The 20,639-nt window shown below is 34.2% G+C and carries 17 protein-coding genes; 15 read left to right on the top strand and 2 right to left on the bottom strand.

Features of this window, described 5'->3' with window-relative positions:
- Positions 1-68: 68 nt before the first annotated feature.
- The 6 genes from ACWA1F_RS12330 to ACWA1F_RS12355 all read left to right on the top strand — a co-directional run bounded on the left by ACWA1F_RS12330 (position 69) and on the right by ACWA1F_RS12355 (position 5,367).
- A complete protein-coding gene (locus ACWA1F_RS12330; protein WP_456893988.1) occupies positions 69-2,285 on the top strand; it encodes a molybdopterin oxidoreductase family protein in 2,217 nt (738 codons plus the stop codon).
- A 19-nt stretch (positions 2,286-2,304) separates the two neighbouring features.
- Positions 2,305-2,874, top strand: coding sequence for a 4Fe-4S dicluster domain-containing protein (locus ACWA1F_RS12335; RefSeq protein WP_144215177.1), 570 nt, complete (start codon positions 2,305-2,307; stop codon positions 2,872-2,874).
- A 12-nt stretch (positions 2,875-2,886) separates the two neighbouring features.
- Entirely contained in the window at positions 2,887-3,396 is a 510-nt protein-coding gene (locus tag ACWA1F_RS12340) for a QcrA and Rieske domain-containing protein (RefSeq protein ID WP_306158546.1), read from the top strand.
- 18 nt (positions 3,397-3,414) lie between these two features.
- Complete coding sequence (locus ACWA1F_RS12345) at positions 3,415-3,669, top strand: DUF6755 family protein (protein ID WP_456893989.1); 255 nt, start codon at positions 3,415-3,417, stop codon at positions 3,667-3,669.
- Positions 3,670-3,673: 4 nt separating this feature from the next.
- The gene (locus ACWA1F_RS12350) at positions 3,674-4,693 is read left to right on the top strand and encodes a 2-hydroxyacid dehydrogenase (protein ID WP_456893990.1); all 1,020 of its coding nucleotides are present in this window, start codon (positions 3,674-3,676) and stop codon (positions 4,691-4,693) included.
- A gap of 74 nt (positions 4,694-4,767) precedes the next feature.
- Positions 4,768-5,367: a hypothetical protein gene (locus ACWA1F_RS12355; RefSeq protein WP_456893991.1), complete on the top strand. Its 600-nt coding sequence runs from the start codon at positions 4,768-4,770 to the stop codon at positions 5,365-5,367.
- Positions 5,368-5,665: 298 nt separating this feature from the next.
- Here the strand turns inward: ACWA1F_RS12355 and lysS are convergent, their stop codons facing one another.
- On the bottom strand, positions 5,666-7,369 hold the full coding sequence (gene lysS, locus ACWA1F_RS12360) for a lysine--tRNA ligase (protein ID WP_456893992.1): 1,704 nt from the start codon (positions 7,367-7,369) through the stop codon (positions 5,666-5,668).
- A 329-nt stretch (positions 7,370-7,698) separates the two neighbouring features.
- Between lysS and ACWA1F_RS12365 the strand changes: the two genes are divergently transcribed.
- The 6 genes from ACWA1F_RS12365 (at position 7,699) to ACWA1F_RS12390 (ending at position 12,418) form a co-directional block, all read left to right on the top strand.
- Positions 7,699-8,502, top strand: coding sequence for a hypothetical protein (locus tag ACWA1F_RS12365; protein ID WP_456893993.1), 804 nt, complete (start codon positions 7,699-7,701; stop codon positions 8,500-8,502).
- 67 nt (positions 8,503-8,569) lie between these two features.
- Positions 8,570-9,319, top strand: a complete 750-nt coding sequence (locus ACWA1F_RS12370; RefSeq protein WP_456893994.1) for a hypothetical protein — start codon at positions 8,570-8,572, stop codon at positions 9,317-9,319.
- A gap of 5 nt (positions 9,320-9,324) precedes the next feature.
- Positions 9,325-10,023 carry a lipoyl(octanoyl) transferase LipB gene (lipB, locus tag ACWA1F_RS12375; protein WP_456893995.1) on the top strand — a complete coding sequence of 233 codons (699 nt, stop codon included), beginning with the start codon at positions 9,325-9,327 and terminating at the stop codon, positions 10,021-10,023.
- A 19-nt stretch (positions 10,024-10,042) separates the two neighbouring features.
- A complete protein-coding gene (locus ACWA1F_RS12380; RefSeq protein ID WP_456893996.1) occupies positions 10,043-10,618 on the top strand; it encodes a Crp/Fnr family transcriptional regulator in 576 nt (191 codons plus the stop codon).
- Positions 10,619-10,685: 67 nt separating this feature from the next.
- Positions 10,686-11,423, top strand: a complete 738-nt coding sequence (locus ACWA1F_RS12385) for an SDR family oxidoreductase (protein WP_456893997.1) — start codon at positions 10,686-10,688, stop codon at positions 11,421-11,423.
- Positions 11,424-11,566: 143 nt separating this feature from the next.
- The gene (locus ACWA1F_RS12390) at positions 11,567-12,418 is read left to right on the top strand and encodes a nuclear transport factor 2 family protein (protein WP_456893998.1); all 852 of its coding nucleotides are present in this window, start codon (positions 11,567-11,569) and stop codon (positions 12,416-12,418) included.
- Between the two features lie 31 nt (positions 12,419-12,449).
- Here the strand turns inward: ACWA1F_RS12390 and ACWA1F_RS12395 are convergent, their stop codons facing one another.
- Positions 12,450-13,115, bottom strand: a complete 666-nt coding sequence (locus tag ACWA1F_RS12395; protein ID WP_456893999.1) for a ribonuclease HII — start codon at positions 13,113-13,115, stop codon at positions 12,450-12,452.
- Between the two features lie 444 nt (positions 13,116-13,559).
- Between ACWA1F_RS12395 and ACWA1F_RS12400 the strand changes: the two genes are divergently transcribed.
- The 3 genes from ACWA1F_RS12400 (at position 13,560) to ACWA1F_RS12410 (ending at position 20,596) form a co-directional block, all read left to right on the top strand.
- On the top strand, positions 13,560-16,844 hold the full coding sequence (locus ACWA1F_RS12400) for a SusC/RagA family TonB-linked outer membrane protein (protein WP_456894000.1): 3,285 nt from the start codon (positions 13,560-13,562) through the stop codon (positions 16,842-16,844).
- A gap of 3 nt (positions 16,845-16,847) precedes the next feature.
- Positions 16,848-18,362, top strand: coding sequence for a SusD/RagB family nutrient-binding outer membrane lipoprotein (locus ACWA1F_RS12405; RefSeq protein ID WP_456894001.1), 1,515 nt, complete (start codon positions 16,848-16,850; stop codon positions 18,360-18,362).
- A 248-nt stretch (positions 18,363-18,610) separates the two neighbouring features.
- Positions 18,611-20,596, top strand: coding sequence for a putative porin (locus ACWA1F_RS12410; protein ID WP_456894002.1), 1,986 nt, complete (start codon positions 18,611-18,613; stop codon positions 20,594-20,596).
- Positions 20,597-20,639: the final 43 nt, after the last annotated feature.

A 20,639-nucleotide genomic window follows, 5' to 3' on the forward strand; every position in this document is an offset into this window, starting at 1 on the left:
GTTTAAAGTTTCAAGTCACGCACAGAACCTGAAACTTGAAACTTGAAACAAAAAAAACAAAATTAGACATGGCAAAACTACCTGTATCAACTGAAAAAATAATCGAAGATTTTGGTCCGCATTTAAATTATTCACCAAAAGAAGGATACCCTGGGCGTGAAGAGCCAGACAAAACGGTAAAAACACATTGCTGCTTTTGCGGTATGCAGTGCGGAATCCAATTAACGGTAAAAGACAATAAAGTGGTCGGTTTTGAACCTTGGATGGAATTTCCTTTCAACGAAGGCCGTCTGTGCCCAAAAGGAGTGCAGCGTTATCTTCAAAACAATCATCCCGACAGACTTTTACATCCAATAAAAAGAGTGGAAGGAAAAGGCTTTGAAAAAATGTCTTGGGATGATGCAATGGACAAAACCGTTTCTGAAATCAAAAGAATTCAGGAAAAATACGGAAAACATGCTTTTTCGATGCTGTCAGGAGTTTCGCTGACTAATGAAAAAAGCTACTTGGTTGGAAAATTTGCCAGAGTCGCTTTAAAAACTAGAAACTTAGATTATAACGGACGTCTTTGCATGGTAAGTGCGGGCGCAGGAAATAAAAAAGCATTTGGATTAGATCGCGCTTCCAATAATTATTCAGATTTGGAATATGCTGAGGTTATCATAGTTGCTGGAGCAAATATTAGCGAAACATTTCCAACTTTAACCCATTGGATTTGGAAAGCCAGAGATCGAGGTGCAAAACTTATTGTAGTCGATCCGCGTGTTATTCCGTTGGCAAGAACAGCCGATATCCATCTCGATGTCAGACCAGGAACAGATTCTGCTTTATACGGTGCCATGCTGAAATATCTAGTAGATCACGATATGCTCGATCATGATTTTATGGACAATTATACTTCAGGATTTCAGGAAACGATAGATGCGGTAAAAGACTATACTTTAGAATGGGCAGAAGAAATTACAGGAATTTCTAAAGAAAAAATAAAAGCGGCCGCCGAGTTGTGGGGGAAAGCAAAAACAAGCTTTTTATTGCACGCAAGAGGAATCGAACACCATTCAAAAGGTGTGGACAATGTGGTAGGCTGTATTAATCTGGTTTTGGCAACAGGCAGAATTGGAAAGCCATATTGTGGCTACGGAACCATTACGGGACAAGGAAATGGACAGGGAGGAAGAGAACACGGTCACAAATGCGATCAATTGCCCGGAAATAGGGATATTGAAAATCCGGAACATAGAAAATATATTGCGGATGTTTGGGGAATCGATGAAAAAGATCTTCCTGGAAAAGGGCTTACAGCTTATGAAATTATTGAAGCCATTCACAGAGACGAAATTAAGGGATTGATTTCGATTTGTTTCAATCCGCTGGTTTCGCTTCCAAACAATAATTATGTTCGTTCGGCTCTTGAAAAATTAGAGTTTTACGTCTGTATTGATTTCTTTTTGAATGAAACCGCACGCCACGCCGATATTGTTTTGGCTGGATCCTTACAGGAAGAAGAAGAGGGAACGACAACTTCTGCAGAAGGGCGTGTAATTCGAATCAGACAAGCTGTAACGCCTCCGGGAGAAGCGAGAACCGATACATCTATTTTATTGGAAATTGCTGAAAGACTGGGAGAAAAAGACAAGTTTACTTATGCTAATAGCGAAGCTATTTTTAATGAACTTCGTGTAGCTTCAAAAGGAGGAACAGCAGATTATTTTGGAATTACCTATAAAAAAGTAGAAGACAATATGGGGGTTTTCTGGCCTTGCCCAACCGAGGATCATCCGGGGACTCCTAGATTGTGGGAAGACAGAAAATTTAAAACTCCAGACGGAAAAGCGCATTTCAATCCCGCACCATACAAGCTGCCGGGAGAAGTTACTGATGATGAATATCCGATAACCTTAACAACAGGACGTGTGGTTTCGCAATATTTAAGCGGAACTCAAACCAGAAGAATTGGAAAATTGGTAGATCAGTTTCCAGAACCGATGCTGGAAATTCATCCAGAAATGGCTCAGAAATACAATATTCAGCAGAGAGAATTGGTAAAAGTTTCTACAAGAAGAGGAGAAGGAATTTTCCCCGCTAATATTGTAGAAACCATTCGAAAGGATACTGTTTTTATCCCGTACCACTGGCCAGGGAAAAAATCGGCCAATCAATTAACGCCTGGGACTTTAGATCCGATTTCTAAAATCCCAGAGTTTAAAGTTTGCGCCTGTAAATTGGAACCATTAGGAGAAATAGAAAATTCATCAGAGAAATCCAATGCTTATGCTAGTGTTTAATCTATAAAAACAAGTAATTATGAATGTAACCAATTATAATAAAAATGAAGAGTTTTTTGTAGACTTACAAAGATGCATAGGCTGTAAAGCTTGCGAAATGGCTTGTGCAGAATGTGAAACCAACGGTCAGGAATCGATGATTCATGTCAATTATGTAGAACGCGAAGTTACGATTCAGACCACGGTTCAGGTTTGCATGCACTGCGAAGACCCAGTTTGTGCGAATGTTTGTCCAGCCGATGCGATTTCTCAGGATGAATTTGGTGTAGTTCATACTGCCAATACAGAACGCTGCATTGGATGTTCCAACTGTGTTATGGCTTGTCCATTCGGAGTTCCGAAGAAAATGGAAGAATACGATTTAATGATGAAATGTACCATGTGTTACGACAGAACCAGTGTTGGCAAAAAACCAATGTGTGCAACAGTTTGCCCGAGTGGTGCCTTGTTTTACGGAACTCGCGCTCAAATCGAAGAAATGCGTCCAAATAGTACTCCAGTAAACTCATTTGTTTTTGGAAAAGAACGCGTAAATACAAAAGTAAATATCATGATGCCAAAAGGCAGTACGGAATTACGAATATTCTAAATCTAAAATCCAATGTCTAAAGAAGATAATTTACAAGAAAACTGGAAGAAGGATTTTCCATATAAAAAACAAGAATCCACGCAAGTGAGCCGGCGCGATTTTGCCAAATTCCTAACGCTGGTTTCTGGCGGTTTAATGGTTGGCAGCGGGTTGGTGGCTGCAAAAGCGTATCTATTGCCAGGTGAAGAAGTTGTCGGCGAACATTTTGTATGTGAAATAAAAGATATTCCGTTAGGCGGAACAAGAGGTTTTGTGATTGAAGGAAGCACTATTCCATATATTTTAGTGCATTTAGAAAGTGGCATGTTTAGAGCTTTCGAGCAAAAATGTACACATCTTTCGTGTGCGGTTTATTATAAACCAAATTCAGGAATTATTCATTGTCCGTGCCATGAAGGTTCTTTTGATGCTTTGACGGGTGATGTTATAGCAGGACCTCCGCCTAGAGCTTTGCCTCAGCTAGAAGTAGTTTTAAAAGGCGAAAAGATTTTTGTGAAAGCTTTTGAAAATAAAGAAAGTTAATAGTTTAAAATAAAAATTATGAGTACATTTAGAAGAAGCCAAAATCAGGCAAATCCGAATAAGTTGAATGTTATTCTGTCTACTTTAATATTTGTTTTAATTTTAAATGTAAGTATTCAAATCTGGTTATTGTATGCCGCTTTAAATAATGCATTAGATCATAATAAAGAAATTTTAATTCCAGCATTTATAGGTTCTCTTATTTTATTTTTGATTGGTTTTGGATGGCTGTATTATCTGCCAAAAGGAAATTTTAGAAATAATAAAACATAAAAATATGAGCTCAAATCTTGGCGCAAACAAAATTGCTTTTTTCTCGACCCAGCCTTATGATAAAACGTTTTTTAATCAATACAATGAAGATTTTGGTTTTCAATTGAATTTTTTTGAAACACAGCTTAACCCGCAAACAGTTGCTTTAATTGAAGAATGCGAAATTGTTTGTGTGTTTGTAAATGATATTGTGAACGAAATGGTTATAAAACAATTGGCCGAAAAAAAGGTAAAAATAATTGCTTTGCGTTGTGCCGGATTTAATAATGTCGACTTAGAAGCGGCAAAAAAATATAATATAAAAGTCTGCCGTGTTCCCGCCTATTCTCCGCAAGCAGTTGCAGAACACGCAATGGCCATGATTTTAACTTTAAACAGAAAAACACATAAAGCCTATAATCGAGTTCGGGAACAGAATTTTTCTTTAAACGGATTATTAGGTTTCGATCTATTCGGAAAAACAATTGGAATCATAGGAACTGGAAATATCGGAAAAGCATTTTCTAAAATAGCAATAGGCTTTGGCTGTAAAGTTTTGGCGTATGATATTGTAGAAAGTGAAGAAATGAAAAAAGACGGAATTTCTTTTGTTGGTTTAGAAGAGATTTTCAAATCAAGCGATATCATCTCGCTTCATTGTCCGTTAAACGATCAGACTAAACATGTAATCAATACGACTTCAATTTCTTTTATGAAAGAAAGCGTTATGATCATCAATACAAGCCGTGGCGGCTTAATAGAAACTTCATCGGTTATTGAAGGATTAAAGGAAGGGAAAATTGGCTATTTAGGAATTGACGTTTACGAACAAGAAGAAAAATTATTCTTCAGAGATCTTTCTGCCGATATTATTCAGGATGATGCCATTCAACGCTTAATGAGTTTTCCAAATGTTTTAGTTACGGCGCATCAGGCATTTTTTACCAACGAAGCTTTAACGCAGATTGCATTGGTGACTTTCAATAATATAAAATCATTATTGGTAGAAAACGATATTGAAAATAAAGCGGCTCTTTTGGTTTAGAAAAAAGCTTTGTCGAATATTTTTTGTAATTTAAAGGAATGAAAAGGAGTGAATGAAATTTAAATTTTCAAATTATGAAAAATATAATCGTAACGTTAATCGGATTTTTGGTGCTTTGTTCTTGTCAAAACAAGGATAAAAGGAAAGAAAATATAGTAAAAGCAATTGCCCTTGATACATTGTCTAAAACAGTTGCAGGAACGGCAAATTTAAATGAAGAGCCTGTAAAAGATATAGAAACGGTAAAAATGATAAGAGAGCAACTTTTGATTCTCTTAAAAAGCGATCTTCCATCATTAAAAAAAGAAGAGCGTTTTTTCTTTTATGATGCTTTCGATTTAAATAATGACAAAAAAGACGAATATTTTGTCGGCTTCTCCAATTCCTATTTCTGCGGAAGCGGTGGCTGCTCAGGCTTTATTTTAAATAATAATGGAAGTTTGATCAATAAGTTCTCCGTAACCGATTTTCCAATTTTGATTGCTCCAATTTCAACCGAAAATTTTTCTGATCTCTTAATGAAAAGTGGAGGATTGTATCATTTGGTTAAAATGAAAAGCGGAAAATATCCATCAAATCCTTCGATAGAAGAAAAATGGAATGATGAAGTATCAAAAGAAAGTACAAAGGTTTTGGATATTTATGAGCAGAAAATGGAGAAGTATTCGTTTTAAAGAATACTATTTTATATTCCGTAGGAATATCTCATTGGTTGAAAAAAATATAATGTTTTGTAAAGTGTCCTGTAGGGACACCTGATTTTTGAGAATTAATATGTATCGGTTAATCAAACGTTCCTATGGAACGTATACTCTCTAAAAATTAATTTTTACTACCGAGCAGACATTCCTACGGAATGAATAATTTTTACATAAAAAAATCCGATAGATTTTTAAAATCTATCGGATTTAAAATATCATAAATTCTCATTAACCTTCAATATTGGAATTTGGAATTTTTTAAATTTGGAATTTAACCAACTAGTTCCACAAACTTAAACTCACCATCAACAACAACCTTAGTCAAACCGTGTTTAGATAAGTTTTTCATAGAAGCATCCCATTTTTTACCGCTTAAGTTAGCAGCAACTTTTAGTTGAGATAAATCCATTTTATTTTCATTTCCTTTCAAAAGAGTAATAATTACTTTCTCTTCTTCAGTCAACTCAATTTGTGCTTGTTTTTTCTCTGGACGCATTTGTGGGAACAATAAAACTTCTTGAATAGAAGCGTTATTTGTTAAATACATAATCAAACGATCCATTCCAATTCCCATTCCAGAAGTTGGAGGCATACCGTATTCAAGTGCTCTTAAGAAATCTTCGTCGATAATTCCATTTGCTTCATCATCACCTTTTGCAGCCAAACGCATTTGATCTTCAAAACGTTCTCTTTGGTCAATTGGGTCATTTAATTCAGAATATGCATTTGCGATTTCTTTTCCGCAAACCATCAATTCAAAACGCTCCGTCAAGTCTGGATTATCACGGTGCTCTTTACAAAGCGGCGACATTTCTTTTGGATAATCTGTAATGAAAGTTGGCTGAATATAATTTCCTTCACATTTTGCTCCAAAAATCTCATCAATTAGTTTTCCTTTACCCATTGTTTCGTCAACCTCAATTCCCATTCCTCTAGCAGCTTCGAATAATTCCTGTTCAGTTTTTCCAGAAATATCAAAACCAGTAAAATGTTTGATAGAATCGGTCATTGTAACACGAGCGTAAGGCGCTTTGAAGTTGATTGTGTGCTCGCCAAAAGTAACTTCACTCGTTCCGTTTACAGCGATAGCACAATGCTCCAATAAGCCTTCAGCAAATTCCATCATCCAGTTGTAGTCTTTATACGCTACATATATTTCCATTGCAGTAAATTCAGGATTATGCGTTCTGTCCATACCTTCATTACGGAAGTTTCTAGAGAACTCATAAACACCTTCAAATCCACCAACAATTAATCTTTTTAAATACAATTCGTTTGCAATACGCATGTAAAGCGGAATGTCAAGCGAGTTGTGGTGCGTAATAAACGGACGCGCAGAAGCTCCACCAGGAATTGACTGTAAAACCGGAGTATCAACTTCCAAATATCCAGCGTCGTTAAAATAACCACGCATGGCAGTAAACAGCTTTGTACGTTTAATAAAAGTTTCTTTAACTTGCGGATTTACCGTTAAATCTACGTAACGCATTCTATAGCGTAATTCAGCATCTTTAAAAGCGTCGTGAACATTTCCATCTGTATCAACTCTTGGTAATGGAAGCGGACGTAATGTTTTGCTTAAGAAAGTAAAACCTTTTACACGTACACATTGTGCACCAACTTGTGTAGTAAATAATTCACCTTCAATACCAATAAAATCTCCTAAATCAGTTAATTTTTTGAAAACAGTATTGTACAAGGTTTTATCTTCACCTTCACATAAAACATCGCGAGTTACGTATAACTGAATGCGTCCTTCGCTGTCTTGTAATTCAGCAAAACAAGCTTTACCTTGATCACGAACACTCATCAAACGTCCAGCAACAATAACCTTCTTACCTTCTTCAAACGTTTCCTTTATCTGCTTTGATGTATGATCTACAGGAAAAAGATTTGCCGGATAAGGATTGATTCCTAAGTTGCGTAAGTTTTGAAGTTTTTCTCTTCTAATGATTTCTTGTTCTGATAATGCCATTTTTGCTTTATTTTTTAAGTGTGCAAAGATAAAAAAAAGAATGTAGATTTTAGAATGCAGATTTTAGATTTTTTGCAGCATCAAATTATTGGGTTTCAATCAACTTTAGTCCCGCTATCCATTTCAATCTTTTATGCCGAACCCCGGCATAAAAGGATTTCCATTTCTATCGGGGCTAGATTACAAATTTTGGTTTTCATAAGAGTTTTTAGCTGGAACGCTATGACTAAAAAAACTTAGTATCTACTAATCTGAATGTTATTTTAGCATAAAACTAGAATAATTGTTAAAAGAAAGTATCTTCGCCTGTACAACCTAAATCTAAAAATATGAAAAAAACGCTACTTTGTTTGTTTGTAATGTTATGTCTTTCAAGCTGTATCCTTAAAGAAAAAATGGTGATGAATGAAGATGGATCTGGAACTTTCTCCTACGGATTTGATATGTCGCCAATGTTTAAATTGGGCATGAAAAAATCAGATTCTACAAAAGTCAGTAAAGTGATAGATACGACATTTACCTTTAAAGAAGTATTTGACAAAATAAAAGACAGTATTTCTAAATTACCAGATGGAGACAAAGAAAAACTGGAAATGCTGGAGAAAGAAAAAGAGAAACTTAAAATTCTGGAGAATTTTAAAGTCAGCATGAAAATTAATGAAGAAAAAAAGCAATTTGAATATAGCATGGCATTCGATTTTCCTAGCGGAACCGATTTTAAAGATATTGCAACGCCAGCTGAAAGTTTGGAAGCATTGGCTGCCACAGACAAAAAAAGATTAGGAGCTTTAAGTATGGCTCCAAAACCAGAAGAAAAAGCGACTGCATCTATTTTTTACGATGGCAAAGTTTTTATTAAAAATGTAACGCCTGCTAAAGACGATAAAAAAGTTAAAAAGAAAAAAGAAGCCAAGAAAGAAAAAAGCGATGATCCTTTCTCTAAAAAAATGGAAGAAATGCTTAAAGAATGTAAGTACACGGCAGAATATCAATTTCCTAAAAAGATTAAAACTGTTTCTCTAAAAAATGCTGTAATTGCGTCAGACAGAAAAAGTTTTACTGTCGAAGTTCCTTTAGATAACATGCAGGAAAGCAATGTGGATTTTGGTTTCAAAGTAGAATTTGAGCAATAATCTCAGGTTTTCAAGAAAACGTATTTTTAAAAATACTCTTTGTATCTTTGGTAAAAAATATACTACGATGAAATTATATCAATTACTTAGTTTTTCTTTTTTAATAGCGACATTAACCAGCTGCACTTTTACCGAAAATATTACGATCAACGAAAACGGAACAGGAAAATTCTCTGTAGACATGGACGGTTCTGCTTTAATGGAAATGGCAGGAGATCAGATTGCCGGTCAGATGGGAGACGCTAAAAAAGATATTGATACGACTTTTACTTTCAAACAAATATTTGAAGAGAAAAAAGACAGTATTGCTAAGCTGTCACCAGAAACGCAGAAAGAGCTTAAAAAACTGGAAAATTTTGTAGTAGCAACAAAAATGAGCTCAGAGAAAAAACAGTTTCTAATGACAATGGGAACTGATTTTAAAAATGTAAATGAGCTGCAAGATATTTTACAAACTCTAGGCACATTACAGAAATTAGAAGGAAGCGCAAACGCGTCTCCGCTTGGTAGTGGTTTAGGAGACAACGGAAGTAAATTAACGTATACATACGACGGAAAGAAATTTACAAGAAAAGCAGTAATCGATCAGCAAAAATTGGCAGCAAAAGCAAAAGATACGGCTGGAGACATGACCAAAATGATGTTTGCTTCTTCTAATTATATTGTAAAATATCATTTTCCAAAAAAGATAAAGAAAGTCTCTAATCCGAATGCTTTGTTTAGCGACGATCGAAAATCAATTACAATTCAATATTCTTTTACGGATTATATGGAGAATCCTGACAAACTTAACTTTGATGTTGAGTTTGAAAAATAATTAAAATGAACAAAAAAATCCAACTTCAGGATCTTGGCAATAAAGATTATAAATCGACTTGGGAATATCAAGAAGAAATCTTTAAAGACATAGTCGATTTAAAAATCAAGAACAGAAGAGAAGAACTAGATCTGCCAACGCCAAATTATTTACTTTTTGTAGAACATCCGCATGTTTATACGTTAGGAAAAAGTGGCGATTTGGAGAACTTATTATTAAACGAAAAACAGCTCGAAGCAAAAGGAGCGACTTTTTATAAAATCAACCGTGGCGGTGATATTACCTATCACGGGCCTGGACAGATTGTGGGCTATCCGATTCTTGATTTAGAAAATTTCTTTACCGATATTCATAAATACCTGCGATTGTTAGAAGAATCGATTATTCTAACTTTAGCAGAATATGGTTTAGAATCGGGCAGAAGCGAAGGCGAAACTGGAGTCTGGCTTGGTGTAGGAACTCCGTTTGCGCGTAAAATTTGTGCAATGGGCGTTCGCGCTTCAAGATGGGTAACCATGCACGGATTTGCTTTAAACGTAAATGTCGATTTAGGATATTTTGATAATATTATCCCGTGCGGCATTCGGGGAAAAGGCGTTACTTCTTTGAATGTAGAACTTGGTGTAGAAAAAGTAGACGAAGACGAAGTAAAAGCCAAAATTATCAAACATTTTACGGAGCTATTCGAAGCAGAATTCATTTAAAAAACCAAATAATTCAAGTATGGAAAATGAAGATAAAAAATCATTTTTGGAGCATTTAGCTCTTCCGGAAAAAGAATTACAAGAGTTATTGATTATTTCTCAGTTTAACAAAATAGTCAAAGGAGATTATTTTATAAAAGAAGGCCAAGTGCCTCGTAAAATGGCTTTTCTTGTAAAAGGTTTGTTTCGATATGTTTACACTCACGAAAACGGAAACGAATTCACTAAAAATATTATAGCCGAAGGGAATTTTATAAGTTCTTATTCGGCTATGATTTATAATAAACCTTCCTATTTTTCTATAGAAGCTTTAGAAGATTCTGAAATCTTAGAAATCGATTATGCCGATTGGATCGGAATGAAAGAAAGAAATCCTTTTTGGAACCTCTTTTTAATTCAAATTCTCGAAAAAGCATTTTATATAAAAGAAAAACGAGAAAGAGAATTATTGCTTTTAGATGCCGAAAAACGATATGAGATTTTTATCGCCGAATTTCCGGATGTTGAAAATCGAGTTTCACAGCAAATTATAGCTTCTTATTTAGGCATTCAGCCAGAATCTCTCAGCAGGCTCAAAAGAAAAATCAAGTCTTAACATAGGTCAATGTAATTCTTTACAACGCAAACTATTTTTGATTTCTAATTTTAGAAAAAATGAAATTATGGAAATCTCAAATAACACCATTGTCATTACTGGTGGAAGTTCTGGCTTAGGACTTGAAATGTGCCGTCAGTTGATAGAAAAAGGAAATAAAGTAATTGCTTGTTCTCGTTCTTTAGAAAAGCTGCAAGAAGTCCAAAAGCAATTGCCCGATTTGGTTGTTTACAAATGTGATATTGCGAAGGAATCTGAATGCGAAGATTTTGTTGAGTGGCTTCGAATTAATTATCCGCATATTAATGTTTTGATTAATAATGTGGCAATTGCATATAAAATTCATTTTGTAGACGATCCATTTTCTTTGGAAAAAATGAATGATGAATTCTCGGTCAATTTGCAAGCGCCAATACGGCTGATAAAATTGCTTTTTCCTCTTTTAATTGAAAACCAGAATCCTAAAATTATCAATATTACTACTGGATTGGTTTACGTTCCGAGAGCAACTTATCCGTTTTATAATGCTGCAAAAGCGGGATTGCATTCTTTTACTCAAGTTTTGAGGGAACAACTGAAACAAGAGAAAATTAAAATTATAGAAGTATTATTTCCTGTGGTTGATACGCCTTGGCATAAAGGAAATCCGCCGAAGATTGCCATTTCTCCTCAAAAAGCAGTTTCTGAAATGCTAAAAAGCATATCTCGAAATCAAACAGAAATAAGAATCGCAAAGGTAAAGCTGCTTTATTTTCTTTTTAGGATAGCTCCTCGATTTGCATTTAATAAAATAAATAGCCTTTAAAATGTTTCTAATTTTGTCTAATTATAAGTTTTAAAAATCGTAGACAGCGTGCTTTTTTTAGATGAAAAGCGTAATTTTCTTAGGGATTTATGCTAAATTTGAGTACTTAGTATTAAGATGTTAAATTTTATCCCTGATTGCTCATGAGAAAAATCTACTTATTCTGTTTCCTTTTTGTGCTTAATGGTCTTTTTGCCCAAAAGAAAGATAAATTATATCCAGTTACAGTTTATGAAAAAGTGTGGCAGGAAAAAAATAGCGATGCCAGATTAAAGATGATTAAATCAATTTGGTTAGAAGACAGTACTTTTGAAGATCCTTCGGCTTCTACAAAAGGCATCGTGGCGTTTAATAATGTTATCAATGAATTATATAAGAAAAACCCAGATGCGGTACTAACGTCGGGACCTAAAATTGTAAAAGACAATTATGTGACTTGGGAGTGGAAAGTTCTGGATTCTAAAAACAATCTTGTTTTGGCAGGAAGAGATTTTGCGCGTTTGAATGGAAAAGGTCAGGTGAGCAAAATTATTGGTTTTTGGGATAAAGGAGCAACTTTGTCTGAAGCGGATATTTTGAAAAACCTAGAAGCAGACAATCTAAAAGTGGTAGCGAAATATTACGAAAGTCTATTTAAAATAAGAAATCTGGATGCTTTAGAAACTGTAGTTGCAGACGGCGCAGTTTATAATCAGGCTACAGGTTTGCCTTACGGAGGAACTTATGTTGGTTTTAGCGAATGGACTAAAATGTTTGCAAAATCGGCTGAGTTTTTTGATTTGCAAATAGAAAAAGAACCAGTTTATTTTAGCGATGCATCTAAAAATGAAGTAATCATGTATTTTACGATAAATTGCAGATCTAAAAAATCGGGGAAAACAATGTCGGTTCCAATTTCAGAACATTTTGATTTAAAAGATGGTAAAATCACAACCGTTAGACCTTTTTATTACGATACTAAACAATTTGCAGAGTTTTTAAAAAGCAAAAAATAATAAAAGAAAACGACCTATAAAGGTCGTTTTTTTATTGAAAGAAATCGAGTTCTAACTGTTCTGGCAACAGTCTGAAACTCATTCTATGGTATTTTGTGGTTCCAAATTCTTTAATGGCTTCTCGGTGCTCTTTTGTTGGATATCCTTTGTTTTGTTTCCAGTTGTACATCGGGAATTCTTCATGAATTTGATCCATGTACTCGTCGCGATACGTTTTGGCTAAAACAGAAGCGGCAGCAATGCTTAAATATTTCCCATCACCCTTTATAATACTTTGATTCGGAATAGATTTTAGAAGAGCAATTTCATCTGGAGAAAACTGTTTCCCAAAAGTGTTTTTTAGCCCCAGTTTAGCATTCAGGGCACGATTTCCGTCAACAATTATAAATTCGGGAACGTGCTTTAATTTTAAAATGCATTCCTGCATTCCTTTCATCGAAGCGTTTAAAATGTTTATTTCGTCAATTTCGTCTGGAAACAAATGTGTTACAGAAAAACACAATGCTTCTTTTTCTATAATTGGCCTTAAAAGCGCTCGTGTTTTTTCAGACAATTGTTTACTGTCGTTCAGAATTTTATTTTCAAAATTTTCAGGTAAAATTATGGCAGCGGCTGTTACTGGGCCAGCCAGACATCCTCTTCCTGCTTCGTCTGTTCCGGTTTCTAAGGCAAATCCTGAATAATTAAGTTGTAACATTTATGCTTTTTTATAAATACAAATATTGTGTTTTTTTATTCGGATTCGCAAATGTCGATAACGATAAAAAAACTTTAATAAATTGTTAAATAAATTTTTAAAAATCGACTGAATTAACATTTGCGAAACAAAATGATCATTTAAATCAATAAAATAACAAATTGTTTTGTCAGTTTTTTATCCACTATATACGCTTTTTATTGTTAAGTAAAAAGCGTTTTCTACCAAAACTATGTTAATTAATTGTTAAAATTAAATTAAATAGAATCATTCTAATTTTATGTATGTGTCTGATATTGTTGTAGTTTGTTTAAAAAAATGCTGAGTTTTCGTAATTTTCTTGAAGTATCTTTAAAGCGAAAACGTTTTAGCGTTAAATGGGCGTGTTGTTATTTTAAGAAAATATTAAGATGTTTGCCGGATACTAATTCAAAATTTTTTAAAATGAAACTTAAGTTAAATGGATTCTTAGTGCTTTTAGTGGCGCTGATTACGCAACTAACCTTTGCGCAAGAAAGAACTGTTTCGGGTGTGGTTTCCGATAATGCAGGAATGCCTCTTCCAGGTGTGAGTGTATTAGTTAAAGGAACTAAAAGCGGAACGCAAACAGATTTTGATGGAAAATTTTCTATCAAAGCAACGTCAAGTGAAGTCTTGATTTTTACTTACATTGGAATGAAAACGCAGGAAGTTGTAGCTAGCTCTACAGCTTTAACTGTAAAATTGACTAGTAATACTCAAGAATTAGAGAGTGTCGTAGTTACTGCCTTGGGTATCAAAAGAGAGAAAAAATCTCTTGGATATGCTACTCAGCAAATAAAAGGTGAAGATTTAGTTGGAGGAGTTTCAAACGCAAACTTCCTTAATGATCTTTCTGGTAAAGCTGCCGGGGTATATATTAGAAAAAACACAAATTTTGGTGGATCTACAAACGCAGTTTCAAGAGGGGTTAAAAACCTTACTGGAAATAACCAAATGCTTATTGTTGTTGATGGTATGCCTATTAATAACCAGAACGTGAACTCTAGCAATGGAGCACAAACAGCTGGTGCACGTAATACATACGATTATGGTAATGCTGGTATGGATATTAATCCTGATGATATCGAGTCAGTAAACGTGTTAAAAGGTGCTGCTGCATCTGCTTTGTACGGTTTTCAGGCTGGTAATGGTGTAATTATGATTACTACTAAAAAAGGAAAAGCTCAAAAAGGGATGGGAGTTACTATTTCAAGTGAGTTTGGAGTTGGTACTGTTGATAAAAAAACGTTCCCTGTTTACCAAAACAAATACGGACAAGGGTATGGACCAACGTATGATGCTGCAGGAAACCCAAAAGGTGTTCCGGTTGGGCCAACAGGTGCATTTTTTGTTATCGATAAAAACGGTAACCAAGTGGTAAGTACAACTGATGACGCTTCTTACGGTGTTGCTTTTGATCCAAGTCTTTCAGTTTACACTTGGGAATCATATACTCCATATTCTTCAAAATTTGGACAAAAATCTCCATGGGTAGCGGCTAAAAATGGTCCAATTACATTTTTTCAAACTGCTCAGACATTCAATAACTCAATCTCTTTTGAAGGAGGTACTGACAAAAGTAACTTTGTAATCAACTATAATAACTATAAAGAGACTGGTATTTTGCCAAATAGTGAATTGAAGAAAAATAATGCAAGTATTAAATTCAACCACAAATTAACTGATAAACTTTCTGCAACTGTTTTTGCAAATTATTTTGCACAAGATACACAGGGTAGAAATACTACTGGTTATGGTGGTGATAATATCATGGGAACATTCCGTCAATGGTGGGGAACTAACGTAGATATTCAATCTCAGAAAGAAGTTTTCCAAAATTCAGGAGGACAAAATATTTCTTGGAATATGGCAGACCCTTCTAATGGAAATACCAATCCTAAATATGCTGATAATCCATATTTTACAAGATATAGAAATTATCAGACAGACGAAAGAAATCGTTTTATCGGTTATGGTCAGTTAGATTATAAAATTACAGATTGGTTAAATGCTACAGGAAAAATCAGTACAGATTCTTATTCAGAATTACGTGAAGAAAGAAAGGCGGTAGGATCTTTGGCTGCAACATTTGGGATTAACCGTTTAGCTGTTGGTTCAGGATACCAAAAATATACTGGTATGTTTTCTGAGCAAAACTATCAGTTTACTTTAAACTTCAATAAAAAACTTACTGAAGATTTCTCTTTGACAGGTTTGGCTGGTTATAATGCTTTAAGAACAAGACGTACTTCTACATTATCTTCTACAGATGGCGGACTTATTATTCCAGGAATCTATGCATTATCAAATTCAGTAAATGCTTCTCCATTCCCAATTGAGGTTGAAGAGAATTCAGCTGTGAACAGTGTTTATGCTTCTGCGTCATTAGGATTCAGAGATTTCCTTTTCGTAGAAGGTACAGTACGTAATGATGCATTCTCTATGTTGCCAGAAGGTAATAATGATGTAAATACATACTCTGCTTCTGGAAGTTATGTTTTTACAAAACATGTTAATGCTCCATGGTTAACTTTTGGTAAATTAAGAGCAAGTTATGCAGAAAACCCACAAGGAAGTATTGAGATTTATGCATTGCAAGATGCCTATACTAAATTTAATCCATACGGTACAAATCAGCTTTATTCAAGACCAAACATTGGAAATAATCCAGATTTGCACCCTGTAAAAACTAAATCTGAAGAAATTGGTTTAGAGATGCAATTCTTTGACAGAAGATTAGGTTTTGATGTGAGTGTTTATAAAACTTTAAGTGAGGATCAAATCTTTCCAGTAGACTATTCTACTGCAACAGGTTACTCTTCTAAATTTGTGAATGCAGGATCTGTTGAGAATAAAGGTGTCGAGGTAATGTTCAATGCAACGCCTATAAAAACAAATGACTTTTCTTGGGATATTAACGTAAACTGGTCTAAAAATGAGAATACAGTTGTAGCTTTAACACCTGGTGTTGATGTATTAACAATTGGTACATTCCAGGGCGGTGTTAGTATTGTGGGGACAAAAGGAAATCCTTATGGAGATATCCTTGGTAAAGATTATGTCTACAAAGACGGACAAAGAGTAACTAAAAATGGAGTTTATTTGCAGACAGCAACTACTAATAATGTAATTGGTAATGTTACTCCAGACTGGATTGGTGGTATTCGTAATAGATTTGCTTATAAACAAGTTTCTCTAGGTTTCTTAATTGATGTTCAAAAAGGAGGAGATATTTTCTCTCTTGATCAATATTATGGACAAAGCTCTGGTTTATATACAACTACAGCAGGAAACAATGAGTTAGGAAATCCTGTAAGAAACACACTTGCTAATGGTGGAGGTGTTATCTTACCTGGAGTAAATGAAGATGGAACTCCTAATACTACAAGAACTCCAAGTCCTGAGGTAGCTGGAAGTATCTATGGTTATAATAATAACCCACAAAAAGCATTTGTTTACGATGCAAGTTACGTGAAATTAAGAGAGGTAAGTATTACTTATAGTTTCCCTAAAAACATTATAGCTAAAGCAGGTTTGAATGATTTACGTCTTTCTTTAGTAGGTTCTAACTTATGGATCATCAGTAAAAATCTTCCAGATGCAGATCCAGAAAGTGGTCTAAGTTCAGGTAACTTATCAGCAGGTTATTCAGGAGGTTCACTTCCTACAACAAGAAATATTGGTTGTAACCTAACATTAAAATTTTAAATCATGAAAAAAGTACTTTTATTAATGTCTGTGGTGGGTATGATGGTTTCGTGCAGCCAGGACATTACAGATATGAATGTTGATCCTAAAAGACCAACAACAACCAAAGCAGAATTTTTGTTTACAAATGCGGAGAAGAAATTAGTCGATCAAATGGTTAGCACTAGTGTGAATAATAACGTTTTTAGATTATTTGCACAGCAATGGACAGAGACGACTTACCCTGATGAAAGCCAGTACAACATTACAAACAGAAAAATTCCTGATACTCATTTCTTGGTTTTGTACAGAGATGTTCTAGCAGATTTTCATGATGCAAGAGTTATGATTGCAGCTACAGCTACAGCAACTCCTGCAGATGAGGCGACTAAGCAAAATAAATTAGCGCTTATCGATATTTTAGAAGCTTATGCTTATAGTGTATTGGTAGATACTTTTGGAAACGTTCCTTATTCTCAGGCTATTGATATTCAGAAATATCCTTTACCAGCTTATGATGATGCAAAAACGATCTATCAAGATCTTATCAAAAGATTAAGTGCTTCTGCTGCAGTTTTAAAAGCAAACAGTACTGTAGCTAACTTTGGTTCTGCAGATATTATCTATTCTGGTAATGCTGCAAGTAATTTAAAATGGGCGAAATTTGCTAACTCGTTGATCATTAGAATGGCAGTTAATATGTCAGACGTTGATCCAGCTTATGCAACTACTCAAGTTCAGGCTGCTCTTGCTTCTGGTGCTTTGACTGGTAATGCAGATAATACAAAGTTGACTTATTTGACTACATCAGGAAATCAAAATCCATTGTATGCAGATTTGGTAACAAGTCAGAGATTTGATTTTATTCCTGCTGAGCCTTTTGTTTCTGCAATGGATGCTGTTGTTCCTGGAGGTGACCCAAGGATGCCTAAATATTTTACTAACCTAACTTCTCCAGCTCCAGTTATTCCTTCAGGAAGAACTTTCGTTGGTGGAACTTACGGTGCAGGTAACGTTTATACATCATATTCTCAGATAACTTCAACATTAAACAATCCAGTTTTCCCAGGAACTATCTTTGATTTCGCTGAGTTGAATTTCTTATTGGCAGAAGCTGCTGAGAAAAATTTAATACCTGGTGGTTCTGCTCAAGCAAAAGTATATTATGAAGCAGGTATTAGAGCTTCTATGGCAGACTGGGGAGTAACTAGTACTGCAGCTATTGATGCTTATATTGCAAGTCCAAAAGTAGATTATAATAATGCTTTAAGTGGAGCAACATATAAAGAAAAAATTGGTAATCAAGCATGGTTTGCTCTTTATAACAGAGGATACGAAGCATGGACATCTTATAGAAGATTAGATTTCCCAGTTTTAAAAGCACCTCAAGCAGCTATAAACAAACTTATTTTTACAGTGCCTGTTAGATATACTTATCCAGGAGTAGAAACAAGTATCAATAAAGCAAACTATACGAAAGCTGCTGCTGATATTGGTGGAGATTTATTGGACACTAAATTGTTCTGGGATAAATTCTAATTTTTAGAATAATCAGAAACAATGAAGTGCAACATTCAAAATAAATTATACCCGATTTAGGGAATAAGAAAAATAAATATTTTGATTTTTTTTGAAGACCCCGTATACTTTTGTATGCGGGGTTTTCGTTTCCAAAAGACTGAAATCATTCCAGTTTCATATTATATATTATGTTTTTTCGTTTATACCTTTTTATCTTACCTTTGCTTAGCAAAATTTGTCAAAATAAATTCATACAAAGCCATCAAATGAGAATATTCATTTTTTTATATCTATTAGTTGTTCCAACATTATTGTTTTCGCAAGAAAAAAAACCAGCTTCTAAAAGTAATTTAGATATGAATTCGGAATATTCTAGTATTACGGATACTCTAAAAAAGAAAAAGAAAAAAATAGCGACAATAGACCAATATAAAATTGTCACTTTAGAACACGATACCATTTATGCCGATACATCGCTGACTCTTAAAAGTGCTTACAGACAAAATCATCTTAGGAAAGATCTTTTTGGTCTTCAAGAATTTTCTAATATTGGACAGCCTTTAAATACGCTGCAATATAGCTTGACAAGTTTTTCTCCGTATCCAGAAATTGGTTTTACCGGAAAACATTCTATTTATATGCAAGCAGATCAAATTAGATATTATTCTGTTGCAACACCTTTTACAGAGTTGTTTTTTAATACTACTATTAATAAAGGACAGAATGTAGATTCTTTTATCACGTTAAACGTTTCTAAAAATCTAAATTTCTCGATTGCTTACAAAGGATTAAGATCGGAGGGAGATTATATTAATCAGTTGGTTAGTGCTGGAAACTTAAGAATTACAACAAGTTATGCTACAACCAGCAGACGATATGCAATAAATGCACATTTTGCAAATCAAGATATTTTGAATGAAGAAAATGGAGGTATTACAAACGATAATGATTTTGAAAGTGATAATCCAGATTATAAAAATCGACAACGTTTACAGGTTTATTTAACAGATGCAGAATCATTTTTAAAAGGAAGAAGATTATTTTTTGATCATGCTTTCAGAGTAAATCCGAATGATGGAAGCAATAATTTATACATTACGCATCAATTTAATTACGAGTATAAAGCTTACGAGTATAAACAGCCAACGATATTGTCAAGTGTAACTGGTAGTGATGGCACAACAAAACGCATACCGCGATTTGGAGATTCGTATGCGGCAAGTAATATTAATGATCAGACTAAATACGAGAGACTATATAATAAGGTAGGGGCAGCTTATGAAAATTCGCTATTAGGTAAATTCATGTTTTTTATAGACGATTATAGATCTAATTATAAGTACAACCGAATTATCGTGGATACAGATGGGAATGCAGTTCCAGACAATTTGTTTTTGCAGTTTAATAATTTTGGTGCTCAGTACGAATACCAAAAAAACAAATGGAATGGTAGGTTTTTATATTCTAGATCAATTACAAATCAGTCGCTTTCAGATTTAGATGCTAAACTGCGTTACGATATGAGCGAAAAAATCAAGTTTGATTTTAGATATCGCAATATCAATAAGTTGCCGAATAATAATTATAATTTGTATCAGAGCAGCTGGATTCAGTACAATTGGTCGAATGATTTTAAGAATGAAAAAATTAATTCATTAAGTGCAGAAATTACAACACCTTGGCTGACAGGTCAAGTTCAATACACCGTTTTAAACGATCATTTATATTTTAAGGATGATGCCTCAGCTGCACAGAAAGCAGCTGATATTCAAATTGTAAAACCTTTTCAATACGGAAATGCAATAAATTATTTAGAAATAAAAGCAAGCCGTGAATTTAAATTTGGAAAATTTGCTTTAGATAATACCCTTTTATATCAGAAAGTAGATCAGTCAGATTTAATTTTAAATGTACCTGATTTTGTAACTAGAAATACATTTTATTATTCAGGTCATTTTTTTAAAAAGGCATTGTTTATGCAAACGGGACTTGTCTTTAATTACATGACAAAATATTATGGAGATGATTATAATCCTGTAATCGCAGAATTTTTTGTGCAGCAGGATAAAAAAATCGGAGGTTTTGCAACATTCGATTTCTTCGTAAATGCCAGAATACGCCAAACGCGTTTTTATTTAAAAGCAGAGCACTTTAATGCTTTATTTTCGCAAAGCAACTACTATGCAACACCTAATAATCCGTATCGTGACTTTGTGTTGCGTTTTGGTTTGGTTTGGAATTGGTTTGAATAAAAAAAGAGTTAAAGATTTATTATAAAATCAAATATTAAATAAT

This window comes from Flavobacterium erigeronis (genome assembly GCF_054075165.1).